At 66.1% G+C, this 24,159-nt stretch carries 22 protein-coding genes; 8 read left to right on the top strand and 14 right to left on the bottom strand.

Annotated elements, in window-relative coordinates; translation table 11 throughout:
- Nucleotides 1–4 precede the first annotated feature (4 nt).
- Entirely contained in the window at nt 5–661 is a 657-nt protein-coding gene (locus tag CYD53_RS18205) for a glutathione S-transferase family protein (protein ID WP_103719508.1), read from the bottom strand.
- Between the two features lie 198 nt (nt 662–859).
- Between CYD53_RS18205 and CYD53_RS18200 the strand changes: the two genes are divergently transcribed.
- The gene (locus tag CYD53_RS18200; RefSeq protein WP_103719644.1) at nt 860–2,074 is read left to right on the top strand and encodes a polyhydroxyalkanoate depolymerase; all 1,215 of its coding nucleotides are present in this window, start codon (nt 860–862) and stop codon (nt 2,072–2,074) included.
- 28 nt (nt 2,075–2,102) lie between these two features.
- Here the strand turns inward: CYD53_RS18200 and CYD53_RS30750 are convergent, their stop codons facing one another.
- From CYD53_RS30750 to CYD53_RS18175, 6 genes are all read right to left on the bottom strand, one after another.
- Nucleotides 2,103–4,661, bottom strand: a complete 2,559-nt coding sequence (locus tag CYD53_RS30750; protein ID WP_245928307.1) for a patatin-like phospholipase family protein — start codon at nt 4,659–4,661, stop codon at nt 2,103–2,105.
- 119 nt (nt 4,662–4,780) lie between these two features.
- Complete coding sequence (locus CYD53_RS30365; RefSeq protein ID WP_181011927.1) at nt 4,781–4,933, bottom strand: hypothetical protein; 153 nt, start codon at nt 4,931–4,933, stop codon at nt 4,781–4,783.
- A gap of 95 nt (nt 4,934–5,028) precedes the next feature.
- Nucleotides 5,029–5,709: a phosphatase PAP2 family protein gene (locus tag CYD53_RS18190; RefSeq protein WP_103719507.1), complete on the bottom strand. Its 681-nt coding sequence runs from the start codon at nt 5,707–5,709 to the stop codon at nt 5,029–5,031.
- Between the two features lie 51 nt (nt 5,710–5,760).
- Nucleotides 5,761–6,657 carry a diacylglycerol/lipid kinase family protein gene (locus CYD53_RS18185; protein WP_181011926.1) on the bottom strand — a complete coding sequence of 299 codons (897 nt, stop codon included), beginning with the start codon at nt 6,655–6,657 and terminating at the stop codon, nt 5,761–5,763.
- 56 nt (nt 6,658–6,713) lie between these two features.
- On the bottom strand, nt 6,714–7,604 hold the full coding sequence (locus tag CYD53_RS18180; RefSeq protein ID WP_103719505.1) for a transglutaminase-like domain-containing protein: 891 nt from the start codon (nt 7,602–7,604) through the stop codon (nt 6,714–6,716).
- Nucleotides 7,605–7,802: 198 nt separating this feature from the next.
- Entirely contained in the window at nt 7,803–8,183 is a 381-nt protein-coding gene (locus CYD53_RS18175; protein WP_245928306.1) for a PRC-barrel domain-containing protein, read from the bottom strand.
- 223 nt (nt 8,184–8,406) lie between these two features.
- Here CYD53_RS18175 and CYD53_RS18170 point away from each other — a divergent pair, with 223 nt between their 5' ends.
- Nucleotides 8,407–8,667: a glycine zipper domain-containing protein gene (locus tag CYD53_RS18170; RefSeq protein ID WP_069690024.1), complete on the top strand. Its 261-nt coding sequence runs from the start codon at nt 8,407–8,409 to the stop codon at nt 8,665–8,667.
- Nucleotides 8,668–8,765: 98 nt separating this feature from the next.
- Here CYD53_RS18170 and hutC read toward each other — a convergent pair whose 3' ends face one another.
- Together hutC and CYD53_RS18160 are read right to left on the bottom strand one after the other, a co-directional pair.
- The gene (gene hutC / locus CYD53_RS18165) at nt 8,766–9,521 is read right to left on the bottom strand and encodes a histidine utilization repressor (RefSeq protein WP_245928326.1); all 756 of its coding nucleotides are present in this window, start codon (nt 9,519–9,521) and stop codon (nt 8,766–8,768) included.
- A gap of 117 nt (nt 9,522–9,638) precedes the next feature.
- Nucleotides 9,639–11,000: a formimidoylglutamate deiminase gene (locus tag CYD53_RS18160; RefSeq protein ID WP_103719503.1), complete on the bottom strand. Its 1,362-nt coding sequence runs from the start codon at nt 10,998–11,000 to the stop codon at nt 9,639–9,641.
- Between the two features lie 162 nt (nt 11,001–11,162).
- Here CYD53_RS18160 and hutI point away from each other — a divergent pair, with 162 nt between their 5' ends.
- The 5 genes from hutI (at nt 11,163) to CYD53_RS18135 (ending at nt 17,364) form a co-directional block, all read left to right on the top strand.
- On the top strand, nt 11,163–12,329 hold the full coding sequence (gene hutI, locus CYD53_RS18155; RefSeq protein ID WP_211200701.1) for an imidazolonepropionase: 1,167 nt from the start codon (nt 11,163–11,165) through the stop codon (nt 12,327–12,329).
- Entirely contained in the window at nt 12,326–13,861 is a 1,536-nt protein-coding gene (gene hutH / locus CYD53_RS18150) for a histidine ammonia-lyase (RefSeq protein ID WP_103719502.1), read from the top strand. Before hutI ends, hutH begins: the two co-directional genes overlap by 4 nt.
- A gap of 448 nt (nt 13,862–14,309) precedes the next feature.
- Complete coding sequence (gene hutG / locus CYD53_RS18145; RefSeq protein WP_103719501.1) at nt 14,310–15,116, top strand: N-formylglutamate deformylase; 807 nt, start codon at nt 14,310–14,312, stop codon at nt 15,114–15,116.
- Nucleotides 15,113–16,780, top strand: coding sequence for a urocanate hydratase (gene hutU, locus CYD53_RS18140; RefSeq protein WP_103719500.1), 1,668 nt, complete (start codon nt 15,113–15,115; stop codon nt 16,778–16,780). Before hutG ends, hutU begins: the two co-directional genes overlap by 4 nt.
- 2 nt (nt 16,781–16,782) lie before the next feature.
- Complete coding sequence (locus tag CYD53_RS18135) at nt 16,783–17,364, top strand: HutD/Ves family protein (protein WP_103719499.1); 582 nt, start codon at nt 16,783–16,785, stop codon at nt 17,362–17,364.
- A gap of 425 nt (nt 17,365–17,789) precedes the next feature.
- Here the strand turns inward: CYD53_RS18135 and CYD53_RS18130 are convergent, their stop codons facing one another.
- The 5 genes from CYD53_RS18130 to CYD53_RS18110 all read right to left on the bottom strand — a co-directional run bounded on the left by CYD53_RS18130 (nt 17,790) and on the right by CYD53_RS18110 (nt 22,153).
- A complete protein-coding gene (locus CYD53_RS18130) occupies nt 17,790–18,962 on the bottom strand; it encodes a class I SAM-dependent methyltransferase (protein ID WP_465247919.1) in 1,173 nt (390 codons plus the stop codon).
- 161 nt (nt 18,963–19,123) lie between these two features.
- Entirely contained in the window at nt 19,124–19,909 is a 786-nt protein-coding gene (locus tag CYD53_RS18125) for an ABC transporter ATP-binding protein (RefSeq protein WP_103719497.1), read from the bottom strand.
- Nucleotides 19,906–20,679, bottom strand: coding sequence for an ABC transporter permease (locus tag CYD53_RS18120; RefSeq protein ID WP_103719496.1), 774 nt, complete (start codon nt 20,677–20,679; stop codon nt 19,906–19,908). The genes CYD53_RS18125 and CYD53_RS18120 overlap by 4 nt, the downstream gene beginning before the upstream one ends.
- A complete protein-coding gene (locus tag CYD53_RS18115; RefSeq protein ID WP_245928304.1) occupies nt 20,676–21,185 on the bottom strand; it encodes a mismatch-specific DNA-glycosylase in 510 nt (169 codons plus the stop codon). The genes CYD53_RS18120 and CYD53_RS18115 overlap by 4 nt, the downstream gene beginning before the upstream one ends.
- A gap of 5 nt (nt 21,186–21,190) precedes the next feature.
- Nucleotides 21,191–22,153: an ABC transporter substrate-binding protein gene (locus CYD53_RS18110; protein WP_103719495.1), complete on the bottom strand. Its 963-nt coding sequence runs from the start codon at nt 22,151–22,153 to the stop codon at nt 21,191–21,193.
- 274 nt (nt 22,154–22,427) lie between these two features.
- Between CYD53_RS18110 and CYD53_RS18105 the strand changes: the two genes are divergently transcribed.
- Entirely contained in the window at nt 22,428–23,984 is a 1,557-nt protein-coding gene (locus CYD53_RS18105) for an acetolactate synthase large subunit (protein WP_103719494.1), read from the top strand.
- The last annotated feature ends 175 nt before the right edge of the window (nt 23,985–24,159 follow it).

Genomic DNA, 24,159 nt, shown 5'->3' with positions numbered 1-24,159 from the left:
CCGCTCAGAACTCGGCGTCGAGTTCCTCCAGCTCCTCCGGCTCGGATTTCGCCGCCTCGATCCAGTTTTTCAGCGCCGGCCATTGCGCGATCGCCTGGCAATAGGCCCGGCTGACGGAATCGAGCGGCACGTCATAGGTCAGGAAGCGCAGGCAGACGGGAGCGTACATCGCATCCGCCATGGTCAGCCTGTCCCCGAAGAGATAGGGACCGCCATAGGTCTCCAGGCAATCGCGCCAAATCTCGGTGACACGGTCGATATCGGCCTGCGCCCCAGCCCAGACCTTGAAGCCCGGATAATGCGCCTTCAGGTTCATCGGCAGGGCCGAGCGCAGATTGGCGAAACCCGAATGCATCTCGCCGCAGATGGCACGGCAATGGGCGCGCGCCTTGGCGTCCTTGGGCAAGAGGCCAGCTTGCGGATTGATCTCGTCGAGATAGGCGGCAATGGCGAGCGTGTCCCAGACCTTGATCTCGCCGTGCGTCAGGCACGGCACCAGGAAAGACGGCGACAGCAGCAGGAGTTCGGCGCGGGCTGAGGGATCATCGACCGAGAGCATGCGCTCCTCGACCGCGAGCCCGGCCATCTGGCAGAGCAGCCAGCCGCGCAGCGACCATGACGAATAGTTCTTGCTGCTGATGGTCAGGGTCGCGGCGGTCATGGCTGGCGTCCTCTTGGCAGGCGTCCTCTTCGGAGGAGGTGATGATCGTAGCAAGAGATGTTCCAAAGTGTGATTGCTTTAGAACAATCTTGCGAAAGAGCGCTTTTGCAGTGCAACATAGGGATGCGGGACCGGGCCGCGGGCGGCATCTCCGCCGGCCGCAGCCCCGGGTTCCGCTCGTTTCGAGGTCGCACGCTGATGCTCTATGCCGCCTACCAGGCCCAGTCCGACCTCATCAATCCCGCCCGCATGATGGCTCAGGCCGCCCTGACTGCGCTTGGCGCCAAGGCGATGACGGGCCAGCCGGTCGACATCCGCGCCGCGGCCGCCGCCTATGAGATGATCGCGCGGGCCGGGCTGACGCATGAGCGGCCGCCCTACGAGATCGACAGCGTACGCACCGGCAATCACGATGCGGCCGTGACCGAGGAGGTCGTGCTGTCGTTGCCCTTCGGCAGCCTGCTGCGCTTCCGCAAGGACACGAACGCCGTTCAGGCCAAAGTCCTGGTCGTCGCGCCGATGTCTGGTCATTTCGCCACCCTGCTGCGCAATACGGTGGCGACGCTGCTGCGCGACCATGACGTCTATATCACCGACTGGCACAATGCCCGCGACGTCAGTCTCGAGGCCGGCGCCTTCGGCTATGATGACTATGTCGACACGCTGATCAGCTTCATCGAAAAGCTGGGGCCAGACACCCATGTCGTCGCGGTGTGCCAACCTTGCGTGCAGGTGCTTACCGCGGCCGCCGTGATGGCGCAGGCGGGCAGCCCCGTCCAGCCACGCAGCATGACGCTGATGGCCGGGCCGGTCGACACCCGCATCAACCCGACCGCAGTCAACAAGCTCGCGAACGACAAGCCGATCGAGTGGTTCCGCAAGAACCTGATCGCGACCGTGCCGTCACGCTATGCCGGCGCGGGGCGGAAGGTCTATCCGGGTTTCATCCAGCTGGGCGCATTCCTGGCGATGAACATGCAGCGCCATGTCAACGCCCATATCGACCTCTTCACCCATCTCGCCACGGGCGAGACCGAAAGCGCCGCGACGATCAAGAAATTCTACGACGAGTATTTCGCCGTGCTCGACCTGCCCGCCGAGTTCTATCTGGAGACCGTGCAGTGGATCTTCCAGGAGGCCCGGCTGGCGGCGGGAACGCTGACCTATCGCGGTGAAAAGGTCGATTGCAGCGCCATCCGCAAGACCGCGCTCCTGACCGTCGAGGGCGAGCGCGACGATATCTGCGCGCTCGGCCAGACATCGGCGGCCCATGATCTCTGCAGCGGCCTGAAGCCCTTCCGCAAGCGCCACCACATGCAGGCCGGCGTCGGCCATTACGGCGTCTTCTCCGGCCGGAAATGGGACGGGCAGATCTACCCGATCGTCCGCAACATGATCCTCGCCAATAGCTGAGCGAGCCGGCCGCCTGCGACGGCCTTCGCTACCAGTCAGGCCCAGACTGCGGCTGCGCGATCAAGGCGCCATGCGCGGCGTGGAAGCCCAGGGCGCGGTAGCACTCGAATTGTTCCTCGGAAAACATCTGGTCGCCGGTCGTTTCGTGCGGAAAATCGGGATAGCGCGACTTGTAGTCCAAGATGTAGTCGTTCTCGTCGCCCGTGAGCGATGATTTGATGTAGATGATCTCGCCATAATCATCCGGCCCGTATTCGATCGTGCCCCTCGCCACATGGGTGCGCTCGCCGGCCTTTACCGGATCGTGCCCTTGGTCCTTTGCATATTCCTCGTTGACCGCGAGCGAACTGGCCTGAATGTCGCGCCAGGGCAAGGTAATGCGGATACCGAGGTCGATCCGGGCATAACGCTCCGCCTCGACGAGCGAGCGGAACGAAAGTTGTGGATCGGCCTCCGCATCGACGACGATGATCCGCGCGCAGCGCCGGCGCAGCAATTCGTAGAGACCGAGATTTTCGATGTGGCCACCATCGGTCAAATAGACTTGGGAGCTCTTCTCGGAGAGCAGGCTCAGCATCTCCTGGAGGAGGTAGGGCTTGAACCAGTCGTTCGCATCGCTGCTGGTGCCGGCCTGCAGCACGAAAGCCGGATTCGTCATCCAGTAGCCCAAGCGGATGTTGAGCAAGGCGAGCGTCGGGGAGAAGCCGCGCATCGTGTTCGTCCCCATATTGGAGGATGCCGCGGCGCCCGAAATCGCCATAGCGGTCGCGAGGTCGATCCCGGCGCAGTGGCCGACGAGCTTGTCGGTGCGGATGTAGCCGGTGCTGGCGCTGCCGCAATAGACCGGCGAGAACTGAAAGAAATCGGCGTTGCGGCCGCGCTGATTGACGTATTTCGAGCTCTGAATGTTCAAGGCCGCATTGACCAGATGCAACGGCCCATAGGCCGGATGCAGCCCGGTGAAACCGGCATTGTCGAGCCAGGGCGGATCCGTCGAAACGCTCCGGCCGGACTTCAACGTCCGTATCTTGCGAGGGTCGAACAGGAATGCCTTGCTCAGGCGGTCGCGGTAGAGCCGATGCAGCGAGTTTCCGTTGGGCGTCAGGAACAGCCAGGTCCCGGCTGTCAGGATGAGGCCGGTCGCCGTGTAGAACCAGGGGAAGAAATAGGTTGCGGCACAGGCATCCCTCGTATCCCCGCCCGACAGGGCGCCGACATCCGGCTTGCCGCAGAGTCCGCCGACGAGCCACTGCATCCAGTCCGGGCGGTACGAGAAGCCAATGTCCCCGGCGATGGTGATGTAGAGATAGGCCACCCACAGCGTCATCGGCAGCGCCAGCGCGATCAGGAACAGGATGATCTTCGACATCAGCCGGCTGAGCAGCGGCTTGAGGCCGCTCTCTCCCTCCTTCGTCTTCAGGATGCTCCCGAAGATGTTGCTCGCGAAGGCCGAGGCCGCCGCGACAGGCGCGAGATAAGGCGTGACGATCGCCACGATCTGCGAAATCCGGCCGAGCCAGCTGTCGGGCCCCTCCTGAACGTAGAGCAGGAACAGGCCGCGCAAGGCGAAGGGCTGCAGTTCGAACAGCGCCGCCAGTGCGGTCAATGCCATCAGCGCCTGCGAAATGCGCGCCGCCGCTCCGACGAATTCGGGTGCCGAATCGCCACGCCCGCTCCGTAGCAGCGCCCAGCCGACATGGAAGCAGACAGACACCAGCAGAAACAATTTGGTGAAGAAGAAATCGGCCGGTTCGGCTTTCTTGCGAAGATTGGCGAAGTCCTTCGTTCTCGATTGCAGCTGTGTGTGGAGATCGGCTTTCCGCTCCAACTCCATCAGCGTCGCATTCTTCGGGTTGAGTTCCTCGAACGGCGCGAGCTGGGATTTCAGGGCTGCGATCTCCTGCCCATTCCTCGCCAGGCTCGCCTTTTCAGGCTCCGTCAACGCGACGGGATGGCCGGGAAACTGCTCCCAGCCGAAGAAGTCCGGACGGGCCAGCGACTCCTGGTTGGGATTGAGCGCCAGCGTGAGACCGGCGCAGACCAGCAGGACACCGGCGACGATGGCCAGGTTGGCGCCCAGCCCCCGCAAGATCACGGAGCAGGATGCCAGGATATCGCGCCAGCCGCCGGGAATGAGGTAGTTGGAATAATTGCGCAGATGCGCGACGGCGAGATTGTCGCTTTTGTCCCCGTCATCGGTCGTGAACGGGAATTCGCCCTCGCCGATATCCAGACCCAATGTCAGGGATGTCCCGGCATAGCCGCCGCCGGAAACGGTCGAGAGATAGTCGATTTCGGCCAGAGCGCCATTCTGGTGCAGGGCCTGCAGGGCACCCAGGCTGAACGCGGCACTTCTGATGCCGCCGCCCGAGATGGCCAAGCCGCTGCAATCCCGGCTGATCCGCGTCCCGCCGGGTAATTTCAGTCTGGCGCGTTTCTGATGCCGCCGCCTGATATTGATGCATCGCGTTTCGAGCGCGATGACATCGTCGATAGAGGTCGTGAGCTCCTTGCCGTCGGGAGCGACGATGACGTCGCGATAGGTCTTTCTCGTCTCCGATGGCGTTGCGGGCGTTGGCTTTGCCATCTCACGTCGGTCCGGAGCCGATGTTTCCAGTCGAATGCGAAATGACGTTACGACAGCTCAACGAATGGCTGCAAGCTCAGAATGGTACCAGCGGGAGATGCAACGCCCGGTCGGCACTATCATTTCTCCTTGATCTGCAAGCCGTCCTTGCCGATCGAAATCTGCACGCCGTCGGGCTGCTTCTTCTCCTGATAGAGCGCGTATCCCGTGGCGGCGAGGCCGGCGACGAGAAGCACGACGAGAGCGAGCAGAAGGTTACGCGAAGCGAGCATGATGGATCCCGAATGAGCGTCGCGAACGGCGGCGACGGCCAGACAACCCCGCTTTCGCCGCAAAGTTCCGCTTCGCAGCGCTTTGCCATGCTGCGTCAGCGCGCCAGGCGCGCCCCGCGGGCGGCAGGCGCATCGACTGCCATGCCGCGCCCGAGCAGGGCGACGGCCACGCTCGACCAGGCAACGCCGAGGCACCAGCCGGCGAGGACGTCGGTGGGCCAATGCACGCCGAGATAGACCCGGCTGAAGCCGATCAGGATGATCAGCGCCCAGGCGAGCCCGACACAAAGCCGCGTAATGTCTTCGCGCCGCGCCGCCAGGCCGATGAAGCCCGCAATGCTGAGCAGCGTCACTGCGGAGAGGAAGGCATGACCGCTCGGAAAGCTCGCGGTGAAGGTCAGGGCCGTATGTGCGACGATATCGGGCCGCTCCCGGCCGATCATGATCTTCAGCCCGGTGCTGACGAGCGTCGCCAGGACCACGCTGGCGGCGAGCGCCACCGCCAGTCGGCGATAGCCGCACAGCCAGAGCGTCAGGCTCGCCGTGATCGTCATGAAGCCGAGGCCGACGAAGCTGCCGAGCCCGCTCAGGTCGCGCATCGCCTCGCCCAGCCAAAGCGGGCCGAGCGGGGTCGCGGGGTCGCCGGGCACGCGCAGCAGCAGCACGAGGCGACTGTCGAAGGCGAAGCTGTGACCGGAGACGATGAGCAGCGCCAGGCCGACGAAGGCAAAGCCTGCCGCGAGCGGAACCAGGAAGCGGGGATGAAGGAAGGACATCGGGTTCCGGCGGTTGACGGCTTGAGGGTGATGTAGGGTCGCCCCGGCCGTTCAGACAAGAGCGCGTGCGCCGATGAGCCGGATCGCCTTGGGCAGCAGCCGATAGACCAAGGCACCGGCCTTGCGCTCGACCTCGCCGTCGAAGGTGATATGCCCGCGCTTCTTGTCGCGCCGCGTCAGGGTGACCTCATCGGCGGTGAAGGAGGTCAGGTTGTGCGAGCGGCGCCAACCGCCGGTCACGACGGACAGCGCGGCCTTGCAGCGCGAATAGAGCCCACCGGCGTTGAGGATATGGACCTCGAAAACGCCGCCATCGAGCTTGGCGCGCCGCCATTCGGCCCCGTCGAAGCGGTTGATGGTCACCAGCACCGCGTCGGCCTCGACACGGCGGTCGCCTTCGGCGGTGCGGATCTCGACCGAAATCGAGCGCGTGAACAGGATCGAGCGCGTCGCCGCGACGGCAAAGGCGACGTGGCGGCTGAAGGGGAAGCGCCTTCGCGCATATTCGCGCTCGCGTGCCATCAGGCTGAAGAAGCCCATCCCGGAAATGGAATGGAACAGCCTGTCATTGACCCGGCCGATGTCGAGGGTGACGGGCTCGCCCTTGCAGAGCGCCTCGATCTGATGCTCGAGCGTGCCGTATAGGCCGAGATCGCGACCGAGCACGTTGACGGTGCCCAGCGGCAGCACACCGACCGGCCGGCCGGCCTCGAGCAGGACCGGCAGCACGCCGTTGATCGTGCCGTCGCCGCCGGCGACGACGGGAATGCAGGTTTCGTCCCTGATCGCCATGGCAAGCGCGTCGCCGAGATCGCGCGGATGCACGAGCTTGACCGCGACCGAACAGTCATGAATGGCGAAGGCAGCGTGAAGGCGCTGTGCGAACGCCTCCGGACCGGCAGCCAGGACCGTGCCTGCCTTGGCGTTGACCACGACGGTATGGTGCATCGACGTTTCATCCCGGAGCCGCTGCGGTTCGGTCGGGAATGCCAGACCCGCCAGGGTCATGACAAGGCGGGCTGGTGCCAATGGTGACGGCCAGCCCCTGGCAGCATGTGAACGGGCTGGGCCTCCTCGACCTCTTCGGTCACAACCTCGAAGCGCTGCAGGATATGCGGGCCGAAGGAGTTGAGCATCGCGACGTCGGTGGCGTCGCGGCCGCGCGCGATCACGACGCGCCCGATCCGGGGCATGTTGTGACGGGCATCGAATGTGTACCAGCGGCCGCCGAGGAACACCTCGAACCAGGCGTTGAAATCCATCGGGGCCGGGTCCTTCGGCACGCCGATGTCACCGAGATAGCCATTGCAGTAACGCGCCGGGATGTTCAGGCAACGACACAGGGCGACCGCCAGATGCGCGAAATCGCGACAGACGCCGATGCGCTCCTCGAAAGCCTCGAAGGCGGTGCGGGTGTTGCGAGCGAAATGGTAGCCGAAAGTAAGGTGATTGTGGACGAAATCGACCACCGCCTGAACGCGCTGCCAGCCGGGCTCGATCTGGCCGAACAGGCTCCAGGCCTGGGCCGCGAGCTTGTCGGTCTCGCAATAGCGGCTGCCCATCAGATAGACGAGCGCCTCGTCGGGAAGCCGCGAGGGCGGGACTTCGCGAGCCGCGAGGTTGACCGGATCGGGCTCGCCGGAATCATGCACGACGCCTTCGGAGTAAAGCGCGACGCCGCCGGTCGGGGCGACGATGCGGCGGCAGATATTGCCGAATTGATCGAGATATTGCGAAATCGGCACCGGCCGGTGCGGATCGCTGAGCGCGGTCACCATCATCTCGTCGGGCCGCATCAGGTCATGGCGACGCGAGGGATGAATGTCGAGCAGGGTGATCAGCGGCAAGTCCTGCTGGCAGACGAGTTCGATACGATAGCCGTAGCGAATCTGCATGGCGCTCTCCTGGGTTCACCGTGAGGGCAATCGTCGCTCGATCATCAAGCGATCGCGCGTGTCGAATTCAAGACGAGCCACGCCCTGATTGCGCTCCCCAAAAAATGGGCGGGATGCGGGTCATAAAGACCCGCATCCCGCCGCCACGGCGATTCGGCTGGGGGGATAGCAACCGCCGCGACCTGCTTAAGGCCGGCCCTACATCATCCAGTAGGGCATCGTGCCGTAATAATCGTGGACGCGCTTGCCATAGGCTTTGTCGTCCCAGTCGGGCTCGCCCTCGCTGTCATACATGGGCGCCGCTTGAAGCTTGTCCTTGGTCAGCGGAACGACGTAGCCACCGCGATTGGTGTCGTAGTCGAGCACGCTCCAGGGAATCGGGTGATATTTCTCGCCGAGTCCGAGGAACCCGCCGAAGGACATGATGGCGTAAGCGACCTTGCCGGTCTGCTTGTCCAGCATGACGTCATAGATCTCGCCGAGATGCTCCCCGGCCGCATTGTAAACGTCGGTACCGGCGACGCGTGCTCCCGCGATCAGCGGATTCTTCGTTGAGACGGCCATGGTTTCAGCTGTCATCAGTTGCTCCTCCGGTTCGAGCGGCTTGTCTCGCCGCAGGCTGACTGGAAAACGTCGCTTCCCGGGAAAAGGTTCCGGCCAAAAATTCATCTGCCGTTCAAATCGAGGGAGCCAATGATATCGCCTGCGCACCGCGTGGGCCCTCATGTGGGGAACTTTCCCCGCCATCCCTCGTTATGGGCGCAAGGCATCGGCCGATGCCCGGACGCCAAGGAGAAATCTGATGAAGAAGCTCGTAATCCTCGCCGCATTGGCCGCCTCCCTCGGGGCTTGCACGCAGCGCGAGCAGAATACGGGGGCTGGCGCCCTGATCGGCGCAGGTACAGGCGCTGTCATCGGTGGGCTCGCGACAGGACGCGCTGGCGGCGCGCTGGCGGGCGCTGCGATCGGCGGTGCAGGCGGCGCGATCATCGGCAACGCATCGACGCCTGACACCTGCTACGGCCGCGACGAATATGGCCGTCGCTACCGCTACGCCTGCTGATCGATCTCAGCTTTCAGAGAAAGGGCCCGCCTCCTCTTGGGAAGGCGGGCCCTTTTTGTTTCGCGTCGCCGACGGTTTGCTCAGACCGATCCATTTGTTCAAACCTGCCCATAAGGCCCGAAGCGGCCGACGAAGCGGTGGCGCGTGCCGGGATAGAGCAGCCGCACTGCCGTGACCGGGGCGCCCTGGTTCCAGGTCCGGCGCTCGACCAGCAGGCAGGCCGTGCCGGCCTCGATGGCGAGCAGGCGAGCCTCCTCAGCCTCGGCGGCGATGGCGCTGATCGCGTGCTCGGCCTGCGACCAGAGGCTGTGCTGCAAGAGCCAGTCGCCCGGCGGCGTCTCCTTGAAATCCTCATCAGTGGCGGCAGGCACCGTGGCGAGATGGATCACCCGCTCCTCCAGCACATGGGGCTGGCCGCCGCTGAAATGCCGGGTGACGAGATGCGCTACTCTCTCGCTGCGCTTCAGCCCGAATTGCGAGGCGAGCTCGACTGAGGGACGGCCATCGCGCCGCGACAGGACTTCATAGGCATAGGCCTGGCCGAGCCCCCTGACCTCGTCGGGAATCGAGAGGATGTCGAGCATGGCGTGGCTTGCCGGCGGGCTCGCCACGATCGTCCCCGACCGCCGCCGCCGCGTGATCAGGCCCTCGCGCGCGAGCTGGACGAGGGCACGGTGCACGGTCATCCGCGAGGCGCCGAGCTGCTCCATCAGCGCGTGTTCGGGCGGGACCGAAGTGCCCGGCGACCAGACGCCATTCAGGATCAGATCGCGGATCGCCCGCCTGATCTGGTCATAGACCGGGCCGGCCCCATCGAGCTTGACCGCCTCCAGCCTGGTTTCCGCCGTCGTCATGGTCGTCACGCCGCCTTCAGAGCGTTTTCGAGCGAAGTGGATACCGGTTCGCATGAAGAAAACGCGTAAAAAGAAAGTGCTAGAGCCATTTGCGATCCAATTGGATCGCAAATGGCTCTAGCCGAGCAGTTTGCGCATCGTCGCGGCAAAGCGCGCCTTGACCGGCTCGCGTGCGAGATGGCGCCCCTCCGCGACCACCCTGCGACCGCCGACGAAGACATCGCGCAACGGCAGGGCGTTGGCGGCGAAGATCGCGCTGTCGAGTGCCATCTCTCCGGCCTTGCCAAGCAGCGCCGGATGGTCTGCGGCCAGCGTCACGAGATCGGCCCGGCAGCCCGGCGCGAGCCGCCCGATGGCACGACCGCAGGCCTGCGCGCCACCCGCGCAAGCCGCCTGCCACAAAGCCGCTCCGGTCGAGGCGCCGGCATCCGCCATCAAGGCGCGGCCGCGATCGCGCAGGCGCTGGGAGTATTCGAGCTGGCGCAGCTCGGCCCCGGCATCGATCTGGATGTTGGAATCGCTGCCGACGCCGAAAGCTCCACCGGCCGCGCGATAGCGCACGCCGTCGAAGATGCCGTCGCCCAGGCTGGATTCGGTGATGGGGCATAGGCCGGCGATCGCGCCGCTGCGCGCGATGCCGTCGCGCTCGGCTTCGGTCAGATGCGTCGCATGGACCAGACACCAGCGCCGATCGAGCGTCGTATTCTCCATCAGCAATTCGACCGGGCGGCGGCCGGTGATCCTGAGGCTGTCCTCCACCTCGCGCATCTGCTCGGCGACATGGATGTGCAGCGGGCCGTCCGGCCGCAAGCCCGCCAGCCAGTCGAGATCGTCGAGCGCGACCGCGCGCAGCGAATGCGGGGCGAGGCCCAGCCGTGCATCCGGCAGCGGGCGGATCGCCGCCGCGCTCGCCTCGATCAGGCGCAGATAGGCGTCGCGCTCATTGACGAAGCGGCGCTGGCCGTGGACGGAGGGCGCGCCGCCGAAATTGCCGAAACGGTAGAGCACCGGCAGCAAGGTCAGCCCGAGCCCCGTCTCCTGCGCCGCCGCAGCGACCGCGCCCGCCATCGCGGCGATGTCGGCATAGGCGCGCCCGTCCTTGTCGTGATGCAGATAGTGGAACTCGGCGAGCGCGGTGAAGCCGCCCTCCAGCATCTCGACGAAAGCCTGGGCGGCGATGGCCTGGACGTCGTCGGGATCGAGCCTGTCGAGGAAGCGGTACATCACCTCGCGCCAAGTCCAGAAGGAATCGTCGCTCGCACCGCGCCGCTCCGACAGGCCGGCCATGCCGCGCTGGAAGGCGTGGCTGTGCAGGTTCGGCATGCCGGGCAAGGCGAGGCCGGGCAAACGCTCCGCATCCACGGCGGGGGCAACGCCGGCGTCGACGCGCGTGATGACGCCATCCGCGATCGTCAGCGCCACGTCATCGGCAAATCCGTCCGGCAGGAGGGCCTGCGCGAGATGCAGGGTCTGATTCACGCGATCGCTCCAGCAGTCATTTGCGGTCCGCTTGCCAATTGCATATGCAATTAGCTAGCATAGTCCCGGGACGGCGATTGTCGAGAGGAAACGCGAGTGGCGCAACGGCCGGATGAGTTTCTGATCTGCGACCGGGTTTGGACGAATGCCCGGCTCGCCACGATGGCCGCGGGTTCCGGCACGCCCTATGGCGCGATCGAAGACGGCGTCATCGCGGCGCGCGACGGGCGCATCGTCTTCGCCGGAGCGAAAGGCGAGGCGCCTGCCTTCGATGCGGTGGAGACGATCGATTGCCGCAGTCGCTGGATCACGCCCGGCCTGATCGATTGCCACAGCCATCTCGTTTATGGCGGCGACCGCGCCCATGAATTCGAATTGCGCCTGCAGGGCGCGAGCTATGAGGAGATCGCGCGCGCCGGCGGCGGCATCCTCTCCACCGTCAAGGCGACGCGGGCCGCAAGCGAGGCCGAACTCTTCGCCAGCGCCGACAGGCGGCTTGCCGCCTTGATCGCGGAAGGCGTCACCACCGTCGAAATCAAATCCGGCTATGGGCTGGAGACGGAAACCGAGCTGAAGCAGCTTTCGGTCGCGCGCCGGCTCGGGCGCGAGCGGCCGGTTGGCGTGCGCACGACCTTTCTGGGCGCACATGCAGTGCCCCCCGAATATAAGGGCCGCTCCAGCGACTATGCCGAGCTCGTCGCCGGGCCGATGCTGGACGCCGTCGCGGCACGGGGACTGGCGGATGCCGTCGACGTCTTCTGCGAGGGCATTGCCTTCTCGCGGGAGGAGACGGCGCGCATCTTCACTGCGGCCAAGGCCAAGGGTCTCGCGATCAAGATCCACGCCGAGCAACTCTCCAATCTCGGCGGAGCCGCCCTGGCCGCCGAATATGGCGCGCTCTCGGCCGACCATCTCGAATATCTCGACGAGGCCGGCGTCATCGCCATGGCTGGGGCCGGAACGGTCGCGGTGATCCTGCCCGGGGCCTTCTATTTCCTGCGCGAGACGCAAAAGCCGCCGATCGCGCTGCTGCGTCAGCATGGCGTGCCGATCGCGCTCGCAACCGACGCCAATCCCGGTTCCTCGCCGCTGACCTCGCCGCTGCTGGTCTTGAACATGGCCTGCACATTGTTCCGGTTGACGCCGGAGGAGGCGCTGGCCGGCCTGACCCGCAACGCCGCTCAGGCGCTCGGCCTGGCCGGCGAGATCGGCACGCTGGAAGCCGGCAAGCGCTGCGACCTCGCGATCTGGGAGATCGAGCGCCCGGCCGAACTCGCCTATCGCATCGGCTTCAACCCGCTTCACGCCCGCATCTGGAACGGACAATGACCTCGCCTCTCCTGCTCACGCCCGGCCACGCCCCACTGACGCATTGGCGCGACGTGCTCGCCGGCGCCTCGCTTACGCTCGATGCGGCAAGCGCAGGCGCCATCGCCGCAGCCCAGGCGATCGTCGACGACATCGTCGCCGCCGGCACCGTGACCTATGGCGTCAATACCGGCTTCGGCAAGCTCGCCAGCGTGCGCATCGCCGATGCGGACCTCGCGACGCTGCAGCGCAACCTCATCCTGTCGCATGCGGTGGGCACCGGCCCGGCCCTGCCCGACAGCGCGGTGCGCCTGATCCTCGCCATGAAGGCGGCGAGCCTGGCGCGCGGCGCCTCGGGTGTGCGCCCTGTCGTGGTCGAGGCGCTGCTCGGCGCGCTCGCGGCCGATGCCTTGCCGGTGGTTCCGGCGAAGGGCTCGGTCGGCGCGTCGGGCGATCTCGCCCCGCTGGCGCATCTGACAGCCGCCCTGATGGGGGTCGGCGAAATCAGGCTGAAGGGCATGGCCCTGCCGGCGGCAGAAGCGCTGTCGCGCATCGGCCAGGCCCCGCTCGCACTCGGCGCCAAGGAAGGGCTCGCGCTGATCAACGGCACGCAGGTCTCGACCGCGATCGCGATCACGGCGCTGTCCGAGATCGCGCGCGTCTTCGACGCCGCGCTCATTGCCGGCGCGCTCTCGGTCGACGCGCTGAAGGGCTCGGATACGCCGTTCGATCCCCGCATCCAGGCGCTGCGCGGCCAACCCGGCCAGATCAAGGTCGCCGCCACCTTGCTGACGCTGATTGCGGGCAGCGAGATCCGCGACAGCCACCGTTTCGGCGATTCGAAGGTGCAGGACCCCTATTCGCTGCGCTGCCAGCCGCAGGTGATGGGCGCGGTGCGCGACCTCCTCGCCAATGCCGCCGCGACGCTCGGTATCGAGGCCAATGCCGTCACCGACAACCCCTTGGTGCTCGGGCCGGGCGAGATCGTCTCGGGCGGCAATTTCCACGCCGAGCCTGTCGCCTTCGCCGCCGACATCCTCGCCATGGGACTGTGCGAGATCGGCAATCTCTCGGAGCGGCGCATGGCGCTCCTGGTCGACCCGGTGATGAGCGGCCTGCCACCCTTCCTGGCGCGCGACGCCGGGCTCAACTCCGGCTTCATGATCGCGCAGGTGACGGCCGCCGCCTTGGCGTCGGAGAACAAGCAGAAGGCCTATCCGGCTTCCGTCGACACCATCCCGACCTCCGCCAACCAGGAGGACCATGTCTCGATGGCGACGCATGGCGCCTATCGCCTGCTCGACATGGCCGGGAACGCCGCCAGCGTCATCGGCATCGAATTGATGGCGGCAGCCGAGGCGATCGAGCATCACCGGCCGATGAAGACGAGCCCACGGCTGGAGCCGGTTCTGGCCCTGCTGCGCGGCCGGATCGCGCCGCTCACCGCCGACCGCTATCTCGCCCCGGATCTCGCGGCGGCGACGGACCTCGTGCTGTCAGGCGCGGTCGGTCAGGCGGCGGGGTTGGATAGTTTTGCGGAGTTTTCGGCGTGAGCCTTCGCAACAACAAGCGCGGGGAACCCTCTCCAATCCAAGTCGGATGTTTCCGACTTGGATCACGATGGATGCCGATCTCGGGCAAGCCCGAGATTGGTGGGAGAGGGCAGGGTGAGGGGGCGGCCGTTGGACGCTTTGGCCATGGCCCGACCGCCGCTCCATCGTCATTGCGAGCGCAGCGAAGCAATCCAGGAGGGCTCGCTCGACGGCCCCTGGATTGCTTCGCTGCGCTCGCAATGACGGCAAGGTCGTCACACAACTGGTCAAACGGCCTACACCTTACCCCTGCCCCTCTCACTGAACTCGGGCCTGCCCGAGTTCAGCACTTCAGAGTGTCGAAGTCGGGTAGACCCGACTTCGATGCAGGACAGGGGTTCCCCGCGCCTTTTCCCATTGGGATGTCGCTCGGCTCCAAGGTCCGGCGGCGGTGTGAAGGACTGCGAGCATGACCGACATCGTCACCGTCACCCCGGGCCCCTCGCCTTTCATCCTTTCGATGCCGCATCCCGGCACCGGCCTGCCGGACGAGGTGCGCGCCGCTCTCAACGAGACCGGACGCACAGTGCCCGACACCGACTGGCACATGCGCCAGCTCTACGGCTTCACCGAGCGCTTCCAGCCGACGATCGTCGAGGCAGGGCTCTCGCGCTATGTCATCGACGTCAATCGCGACCCCTCCGGCGTCTCGCTCTATCCCGGGCAGGCGACGACGGAGCTCGTCCCGACCACGCGCTTCGACGGCGAGCCGATCTGGGCTCGGCCGCCGGATGCAGCCGAGATCGAGCGGCGACGACAGGCCTATTTCCAGCCCTATCATGTGGCGCTCTCGGCCGAGATCGCGCGGGTGAAGGCGCTTCACGGCTGGTGCCTGCTCTGGGACTGCCACTCGATCAAATCGGTGATCCCGCGGCTGTTTCCCGGCACGCTGCCGATATTGAACCTCGGCACGAATTCGGGCGCGAGCTGCGCGGCGCCCATCGAGGCGGCGGCTGTCGCCGCGATGGCGGGCCAGCCCTTCACGCAGATCGTCAATGGCCGCTTCAAGGGCGGCTGGATCACGCGCCATTACGGCAAGCCGGCCGAACATGTGCATGCGATCCAGATGGAGATCGCACTCTGCGCCTATCTCACCGACGAGGCGCCGCCCTGGACCTTCGACGAGGCCAAGGCCGCCAAGTTCCAAGCCGCCCTCTCCAGCATCATCGCCGCCGCGCTGGACGCGGCCGCCAGCTTCGAAAAGGCCCAGCCATGACCCGTATCGACAACAGCCGCGTCATCCGTAGCCCGCGCGGCAGCGAGCTCTCGGCCAAGAGCTGGCTGACCGAGGCGCCTTTGCGCATGCTGATGAACAATCTCGACCCCGATGTCGCGGAGAAGCCGGGCGAGCTCGTGGTCTATGGCGGCATCGGCCGCGCGGCGCGGACCTGGGAGGATTTCGACCGGATCTGCGCCTCGCTGCGCTCGCTCGAGGCCGACGAGACCTTGCTTGTGCAATCGGGCAAGCCGGTCGGCATCTTTCGGACCCATGCGGACGCGCCGCGCGTGCTGATCGCCAATTCCAACCTCGTCCCGGCCTATGCAAATTGGGAGCATTTCCACGAGCTCGATAAGCTCGGGCTGATGATGTACGGCCAGATGACGGCCGGCTCCTGGATCTATATCGGCACGCAAGGCATCGTTCAGGGCACTTACGAGACCTTCGTCGAGGTCGGCCGCCAGCACTATGGCGGCTCGCTCAAGGGCAAGTGGATCCTGACCGGAGGCCTGGGCGGCATGGGCGGGGCGCAGCCGCTCGCCGCCACCATGGCCGGCGCCTCGATGATCGCGGTCGAATGCAAGCCCTCCTCGATCGATTTCCGTCTGCGCACCCGCTATCTCGACGAGAAGGCGGCCAGCATCGACGAAGCGCTGGAGATCGTCGAGCGCGCCCATAAGCAAGGCAAGGCGGTCTCGGTCGGCGTGCTCGGCAATGCGGCCGAAGTCTTCCCCGACATGGTCCGCCGCGGCATCCGCCCCGATGTCGTCACCGACCAGACCTCGGCGCATGACCCGCTCAACGGCTATCTGCCGGCCGGCTGGACGCTGCAGGAATGGGAGGAACGTCGGGAGCGCGACCCTGCCGGGACGATCCAGGCGGCGAAGGCCTCGATGGCGACGCATGTGCGTGCCATGCTCGACTTCCAGAAGATGGGCGTGCCGACGCTCGATTACGGCAACAATATCCGCCAGATGGCGAAGGATATGGGCGTCGCCGACGCCTTCGATTTCCCCGGCTTCGTGCCGGCCTATATCCGGCCGCTGTTCTGCCGCGGCATCGGGCCGTTCCGCTGGGCCGCGCTCTCGGGCGACCCGGAGGACATCTACCGCACCGACCAGCGCGTCAAAGAGCTGATGCCGGACGACACCCACCTGCACAACTGGCTCGACATGGCGCGCGAGCGCATCCAGTTCCAGGGCCTGCCCGCCCGCATCTGCTGGGTCGGGCTGGGCGACCGGCACCGGCTCGGCCTCGCCTTCAACGAGATGGTGGCCAAGGGCGAGCTCAAGGCCCCGGTCGTGATCGGCCGCGACCATCTCGATTCAGGCTCCGTCGCCTCGCCCAACCGCGAGACCGAAGCGATGAAGGACGGCTCGGATGCGGTCTCCGACTGGCCGCTGCTGAATGCCCTGCTGAACACGGCGGGCGGCGCGACCTGGGTCTCGCTGCATCATGGCGGCGGCGTCGGCATGGGCTATTCGCAGCATTCGGGCGTGGTCATCGTCGCCGACGGCACGCCGGAAGCCGCAAAGAGGCTGGAGCGCGTGCTCTGGAACGACCCGGCGACCGGCGTGATGCGCCATGCCGATGCGGGCTACGAGATCGCGATCGACTGCGCCAAGGCGAAGGGGCTGAAGCTGCCGGGCATCTTGCGCTGACCATGCGCCTGATCCGAGCCAGCGAATGCCGCGCCATGCCGTGGAAGAATGGCGGCGGCACCACGACCGAAATCGCCCTGCATCCGCAAGGTGCTTCGCTCGATGCCTTCGACTGGCGCATCTCCATGGCGCATGTCGGCGGCGACGGGCCGTTCTCCAGCTTCCCCGGCATCGACAGGACCCTTGCGGTGCTGCGCGGCGACGGCATCCGCCTCGCCCTCAGTGACGGCGAGACCGTCATGCTCGACCGGCAGACAGAGCCCTTCGCCTTCGCGGCCGACCGTGCTGTCGCAGGCCAGCTCGTCGCCGGGCCGATCGACGACCTCAACGTGATGAGCCGGCGTGGCGGCTGGACTCACGCGATGCGGCGCATCATCGGAGCGAGCTCGCACGCCGTCGGGATCGATGCCGGGCTGCTCGTCCTCGTCGCGCCCGCCGGCGATTGGACCGTCACATGGTCACGCGGAGCCGAAATACTCGCGCCTGGCGACAGCGCGCTTCTGGATGGCCCGGCGCAGGTGGAACTCAGCGCCAATAATCCCGAAAACGAGATCTTCGCGATCACGCTGGTGCCGACGAGCTGACTGCGTCAGGCTCGCCCGTCTGGCGATCTTCGGCGAACAGCCCTCGCCCGCGCGGGCCCTTGGCGGCGTCGCGATCCTGGGAACGGTGCTGCTGCGGCGGCGGGAATAGGGCCGCGACGCAGACCCCTCTCCTGTAAGGAGAGGGTAGGGTGAGGTGTCGGCCGTTCGACGCTTTGGCCGTACCCTCACCGCAGTCTCGCTGCGAGGTTTTTACGCAACTGGTTCAGGGGCCTATACCTCACCCCTGCCCCTCTCCTTACAGGAGAGGGGTTCCCCGCGCCTTTTCGCCACTGCCGCGCCGCCCCCTTCCATTCTCCCCATTAAAGTCGGCTGTCGCCGACTTTAACACTTAGGGTTGCCCATCTCGGGCACGCCCGAGATGGCTGGGAGAAGGGTTTCCAGCGCCCTTCCGCTAGCCGCAGCCGCTATTGCGGCTGCTCCATGTAGCCGCGTGTCATCGGCAGCGTATCGAGGCGCTTGGTGAGCTGGAACTGGAAGACGACGAGGTCGTCATGCCGGAAGCTCGCCTCCGAGGCTGCGAGATAGAACTCCCACATCCGGGCGAAGCGCTCGTCATACATCGCAACCGCCTCAGCGCGGCGGGCCAGGAAGCGCTCGCGCCAGGCCTTCAGCGTCTCGGCATAATGCAGGCGGAGCACCTCGACATCGGAGATGATCAGGCCTTCACGCTCGACGGCCGCCGTTACCTCCGACATCGCCGGGATGTAGCCGCCCGGGAAGATGTATTTGGCGATGAAGGGGTTGGTCGCGCCGGGCGGCGAGCTGCGGCCAATCGTGTGGATCAGCGCGACGCCGTCTTCCTTCAAAAGCTCCGCAATCTTGCGGAAGAAGGTACGGTAATAGCCGACGCCGACATGCTCGAACATGCCGACCGAGACGATCCGGTCGAAGCGTTCGGGGACGTCGCGGTAATCCTGCAGGCGGAAATCGACCGGCAGGCCTGCCGCGGTCGCGCGCTCCCTGGCGACGGCGAGCTGCTCCTGCGAGAGCGTGACCCCGGTCACCTTCGCGCCTGCCTCGCGCGCGATCGTCAGGCCGAGCCCTCCCCAGCCCGAGCCGATATCAAGCACGCTCTGGCCCGGCCTGATCGCGAGCTTGGCCAGGATGTGCCGCTTCTTGGCGATCTGGGCCTCGGCGAGCGAGGTCTGCGGCGTCGGGAAATAAGCGCAGGAATACTGCATGTCCTCATCGAGGAAGAGCCGGAAGAACTCCGATTTGAGATCATAGTGATGGGCGACGTTGCGCCGTGCCAAGCCAAGCGTGTTGTGCTGGTGGAAGCGCCGGACGCTGGTCCTCAGCTGCGCCAGCGCCCTGGCCCAGGCTGTCGGAGGGTTACGGTGAACACCTGCGACCAGCACGTCCAGCAGATCGTAGAGGCTGCCGCGCTCGACCACGACGCGCCCCTCCATCACCGCCTCGCCGAGAGCCAGCTCCGGGTCCAGCGCGAGCTGGAGCTCGGTCGGCCGGTCGGCGATGCGCATCCTGAATGCGGGCGTACTTCCCTTCCCGACGGATTGCAGAGATCCATCGGCGAACACAACATCGATCCGCGGCTCCTTCACCAGCCGGGACAACATCCTTGCGATAAGCGCGTGCATCGGCCCCACCTCATGGCAGCACCCCTTTGGAGATAAGATGGCAAGCGGCTATTGCAACAAAATAGCCCTTTTCCTGCAATTCAGACCATCACCTGCCGCATATCGGGCGAGCTGCGGGGCGATGGTTGCGCGGGCAGGTTCTAGTGGACCTCCGCCGCCAGCACGGCCTCGACGCGGATCTCCTCGACCAGCCGCTCCTTCAACGCCACGAACTCCGGGCTCGTCTTGATGGTGTAGGGACGCGGATGGGGCAGATCGACCGTGATATCGGCCTTGATCCGGCCGGGCCGGGCGCTCATCACCACGACGCGCGAACCGACGAAGATCGCCTCCTCGATATCGTGGGTGACGAAGAGCACGGTCTTCTGCTCGCGCTCCCAGATGCCGAGCAGCATCTCCTGCATCAGGGCGCGGGTCTGGTTGTCGAGCGCCCCAAAAGGCTCGTCGAGCAGCAGGATCTTGGGGTCGTTGGCGAGCGCACGCGCGATCGCGGTGCGCTGCTGCATGCCGCCCGAGAGCTGTTTGGGGAAATGATCGACGAAGGCGGAGAGCCCGACGCGGCCGGCCCAGTCGCGGGCGAGATCGAGCCGCTCGCGCTCGGGCACGCCCTTCTCGCGCAGGCCGAAGGCGATGTTCTCGATCACCGTCAACCAGGGAAACAGCGTGTAGCTCTGGAAGACGAAACCACGATCGGCACCGGGCCCGGAGACAGGCGCACCGTCGAGCAGGATGCGGCCCTCGCTTGCCGTCTCGAGCCCGCCGATGATGCGCAGCAGCGTGGATTTTCCGCAGCCCGACGGGCCGAGAATCGTGATGAAGTCGTTATCCGCGACGCTGAGCGTCGTCGGCGTCAGGGCGCGCGTCGGTTGACCGCCGCGCTGGGCCGGAAAGACCTTGCCGACATTCTCGATGATCAGCTTGCTCACGCCTTAGCCCATGGAAACAGGCGCTGGTTGACCGCCTTGAACAGGAAATCCGAGACCAGGCCGATCAGCCCGATGACGATGATGCCGAAGATGATCTGGCCGGTATTGAGCAGCGCCTGGCTGTCGGTGATCATGTGGCCGATGCCCGATGACGAGCCGATCAGTTCGGCGACGATGACATAGGTCCAGGCCCAGCCGAGCACGAGGCGGAAGATCTCGGCGATCTCGGGGGCGGCATTGGGCAGGAGCACGCGCCTGACCACCGAGCTGTCGCTGGCGCCCAGCGTATAGGCGGCATCGACGAGATCGCGCCGGACGCCGCCGACCGCGACCGCGATCATCAAGATGAGCTGGAAGACCGAGCCGATGAAGATGACGAGCAGCTTCTGCGCCTCGCCGATGCCGGCCCAGAGGATCAGGAGCGGAATGAAGGCCGAGGCCGGCAGATAACGCGCGAAGGAGACGAAGGGTTCGAGGAAGGCCTCGACCGGCTTGTAGGCGCCCATCAGGATGCCGAGCGGCAACGCGACGATGACCGCCAGCACGAAGCCGCCGACGACCCGCCAGATCGTCATGCCGATATCGAAGGCGAAGCCGTACTGGACCAGCAGGCTGTAGCCTTCCCGCAGCATGGTGAGCGGGTCGGCCAGGAACAGCCGCTGCACATAGCCGCCGAAGGTCGCGGCGGACCAGGCCAGGACGAACACCGCGAAGAAGGCGACGCCATAGCCGATCCTTGCGCCGCCCGAGACCGGCTGAAGCGGTTTCATGCGGCGGCTCCCCTGGTCCCTGCGAGCGAGGCCAGTTCCCGCCAGGGCTCGATCGACCAGAAGCCAGCCGCCGCGCCCGAGGTCGAAGGCAGGACGAAGGCTGCGGTTTCCGCGATCTTCACCGCTTGCAGGCCATAGGACATCGCCGGGCCGGGGAGACCGAGAGCCACTTGTGCCGCCCGCTTGCCGTTGAAGGCGACGATGGCTGGGGCATGCGCCCTGATCTTGCTCATGAAGCTCTCGACATCGAAATGGGATCGCAGCAAGGCGGCGTCCGGCCCCGAAGTCGCCTTGGCGATGTCGGTCAAGCCAATGCCGTATCGCGGCAGATCGTGGAAATCCATCGGACCGAGCCGCTCGGTGATCAGCCCAACCTCATGCAGGGTTTTCCAGAATTTGTTGCCCGGCCCGGCATAATAGGCCCCGCGACGCGCCGAGGCCGCCCCGGCCTGCGTGCCGCAAAACACGATACGCAAGCCGGGACGCAGGACATCGGGCAGGATCACCCGGTTCAGCCGCCGATGACGTATTTCGTCTCGATCAGCGTGCCGAGATCCGGCTTCGCCTTGATCAGCCCGATCTCGAGCAGGAGGTCGGCGGCCTTGGCGGAAAAGGCCTGCCATTCCCCGGAGAAGAACGTCTTGTTGCCCGCGGCATCGGACCAGCGCAGGTAGGCGGCCGACTTGCCGAACTGCTCGCCGCTCTGCTTCACATCCGCGCCCATGATGCCATAGGCCTTGTCCTTGTCGGCCTTGATCAGGTCGAGAGCCTCGAAATAGCTCTTGGTCAGCGCCTTGGCGGCATCGTCATTGGCGGCGAGGAAGGCGGGCGTGCAGCCCAGCGTGTCCATCACCATCGGGTAGTCGAGCGTGGTGGCGATGATCTTGCCGGCCTCGGGCTTCTCGCGCACGGCGGAGAGATAGGGCTCATAGGTCAGGGCCGCGTCGTTCTGGCCGGCGATGAAGGCCTGCGCCGCCGGGCCGGGCTCCATATTGACCACGGTCACGTCCTTCACGGACATGCCGTTCTCCTTGAGCATCCAGGCCAGCGCGAAATAGGGCGAGGTGCCAGGTGCCGAGGCCGCCACGGTCTTGCCCTTGAGGTCCTTGATCGAGCCGATCGCGCTGCGCGTCACCATGCCGTCGGCGCCGTAGCTCTTGTCGAGCTGGAAGATCTGCTTGCTCTTCACGCCCGCGCCGTCCCAGACGATCCAGGTCTCGACGGTGGTCGCGGCGCACTGGATGTCGCCCGAGGCCATGGCGAGGTGACGGTCCTTCTGCGGGATCTTCTTGATGGTGACGTCGAGGCCGTTCTTGGCGAAGATCCCGGCCTCCTTGGCCAGCACCAGCGGGGCAAAGCCGGTCCAGCCTGAGATGCCGATGGCGACCTTGGTCTGCGCCTGCGCGGCGCCCGCCGCGATGAGGCCGGTGAGGCCGATGCCGGCCAATGCCGCGATGCGCTTCAAACCTGTCATGACGTGAGCCTTCCCCTGTTGTCGTCGGATGATCCGGGCGGCGAGACGCCACCGCACCCTGAAGCGGGCGAGATGCAACCTTCGTTCCAAGGAAGGTTAAATGCATATGCAAATCCGTCAAGCCGTGCTCTCGAGCGGTGCCCTTGGCACCCATCACTCGATCTCGACCCCGCCATGAATTTCTCGCGTTTGACAGTGCGCCCAACATCTTTTCCCCTGAGGCCTCCTTTCGCGCTCAGCGCGTTCTCCACCAACCCTGTCCGGGATGATCCGAATGAACGGCGCCGACCGCCTCTGCGACACGCTCCTCGTCAACGACGTGGATGTCTGCTTCGCCAATCCCGGCACCTCCGAGATGCATTTCGTCGCGGCGCTCGACCGCAAGCCGCAGATGCGCTGCGTGCTCGGCCTGTTCGAGGGCGTGGTGACCGGCGCGGCCGACGGCTATGCCCGCATGGCCGACAAGCCGGCTGCGACCCTGCTGCATTGCGGGCCGGGCATGGCGAACGCGCTCGCCAACATGCACAATGCAAGGCGCGCCTGGACGCCGATGATCAACGTCGTCGGCGACCACGCGACCTATCACCTCCAGCATGACGCGCCGCTGACCAGCGACATCGAGAGCCTGGCCAGGCCGATGTCGCATTTCGTCCGCCGCATCGCCTCGGCCGAGGATGTCGGCCCGGCGATCGAGGAAGCCTATGTCGCCTCGCTGACATTGCCGGGCGTCACCACCGTCATCCTGCCGGCCGATTGCGCCTGGAACGGCGTCGAGCCGGCCGAGCTGAAGCCGGTGAAGCTGCCGGCGCTGAAAAGCGTCGACGCCGCCACGATCCGCGACGTCGCCGCCGGGCTGCGCAAGCATGGCGCGCGCGCCGCGATCATGCTGACCGGGCTCGCGCTGCGCGAGACTCCGATGGAGATGGCGGCGCGTGCCTGCGCCGCGACGGGGGCGAAGATCTTCAGCCAGATGTCGAACGGGCGCGTTCAGCGCGGCGCCGGTCGCGTCGCCATGCCCAAGATCCACTATCCCGTCGACAAGGCGCTCGATCAGCTCAAGGACGTCGACTATCTCGTCCTCATCGGCGCGCAGATCCCGGTCGGCTTCTTCGCCTATCCCGGCAAGCCCGGCCGGCTGGTCCATGAGGGCTGTGAGATCGTGACCCTGGCTCGGCCCGGCGACGATCTGCCCGGCACCGTCGCCGCCCTCACCGACGAGCTCGGCGCGACGAAGACGGCGCCTGCCTTCATCGCCCCGCCGCGCCGGGAGCAGCCGGCGCTGCCGACGGGAACGCTCGACGCCGACAAGGTTTGCAGCATCGTCTCGACCCTGCTGCCGGAGAACTGCATCGTCTGCGACGAATCCGTCTCCTCCGGCCGGATGTTCTATTTCGACTGCCACAGCGCGCCGCAGCACGACTATATCCAGCTCACCGGCGGGGCGATCGGCGAAGGCATCCCGCTCGCGGTGGGCGCGGCTGTCGCCTGCCCCGACCGTAAGGTCGTCGCCATGCAGGCGGACGGCTCGGGCATGTATACGGTGCAGGGGCTCTGGACGCAGGCGCGTGAGAATCTCGATGTCGTCACGGTGATCTTCGCCAACCGGACCTATGCGATCCTGCATGGCGAGATGCGCGCCGTCGGCGTCAATGATTTCGGCCGCAACGCCAAGCTGATGCTGAACCTCGACGAGCCGGCGCTGGACTGGGTCTCGATGGCGCGCGGCATGGGCGTCGAAGCCGCCCGCGCCACGACGGCGGAGGAGTTCACCAAGCTATTCAAGGGCGCGCTCGGCAGGAAGGGGCCGTTCCTGATCGAGGCGGTGATCTGAGCCCCGTCCTTGCGTAGATAAGGCGCGGGGAACCCTCCGAAGGGAGCCGGGCACATGCCCGCCTCTCCCCTTCTCCCCTGGCGGGAGAAGGTGGCGCGCAGCGCCGGATGAGCGGCTGTGTTGTTGGTCAAGGGTTTTGTGTTCGCCAGGGTGTGTTGTCTCTGACGATTGCGTT

Source organism: Allobosea psychrotolerans (assembly GCF_002917105.1).
GTDB classification, from domain to species: Bacteria; Pseudomonadota; Alphaproteobacteria; order Rhizobiales; family Beijerinckiaceae; genus Allobosea; species Allobosea psychrotolerans.
Note: the sequence above shows the minus strand (reverse complement) of the source record. Positions and strands in the feature narration are given on the sequence as shown.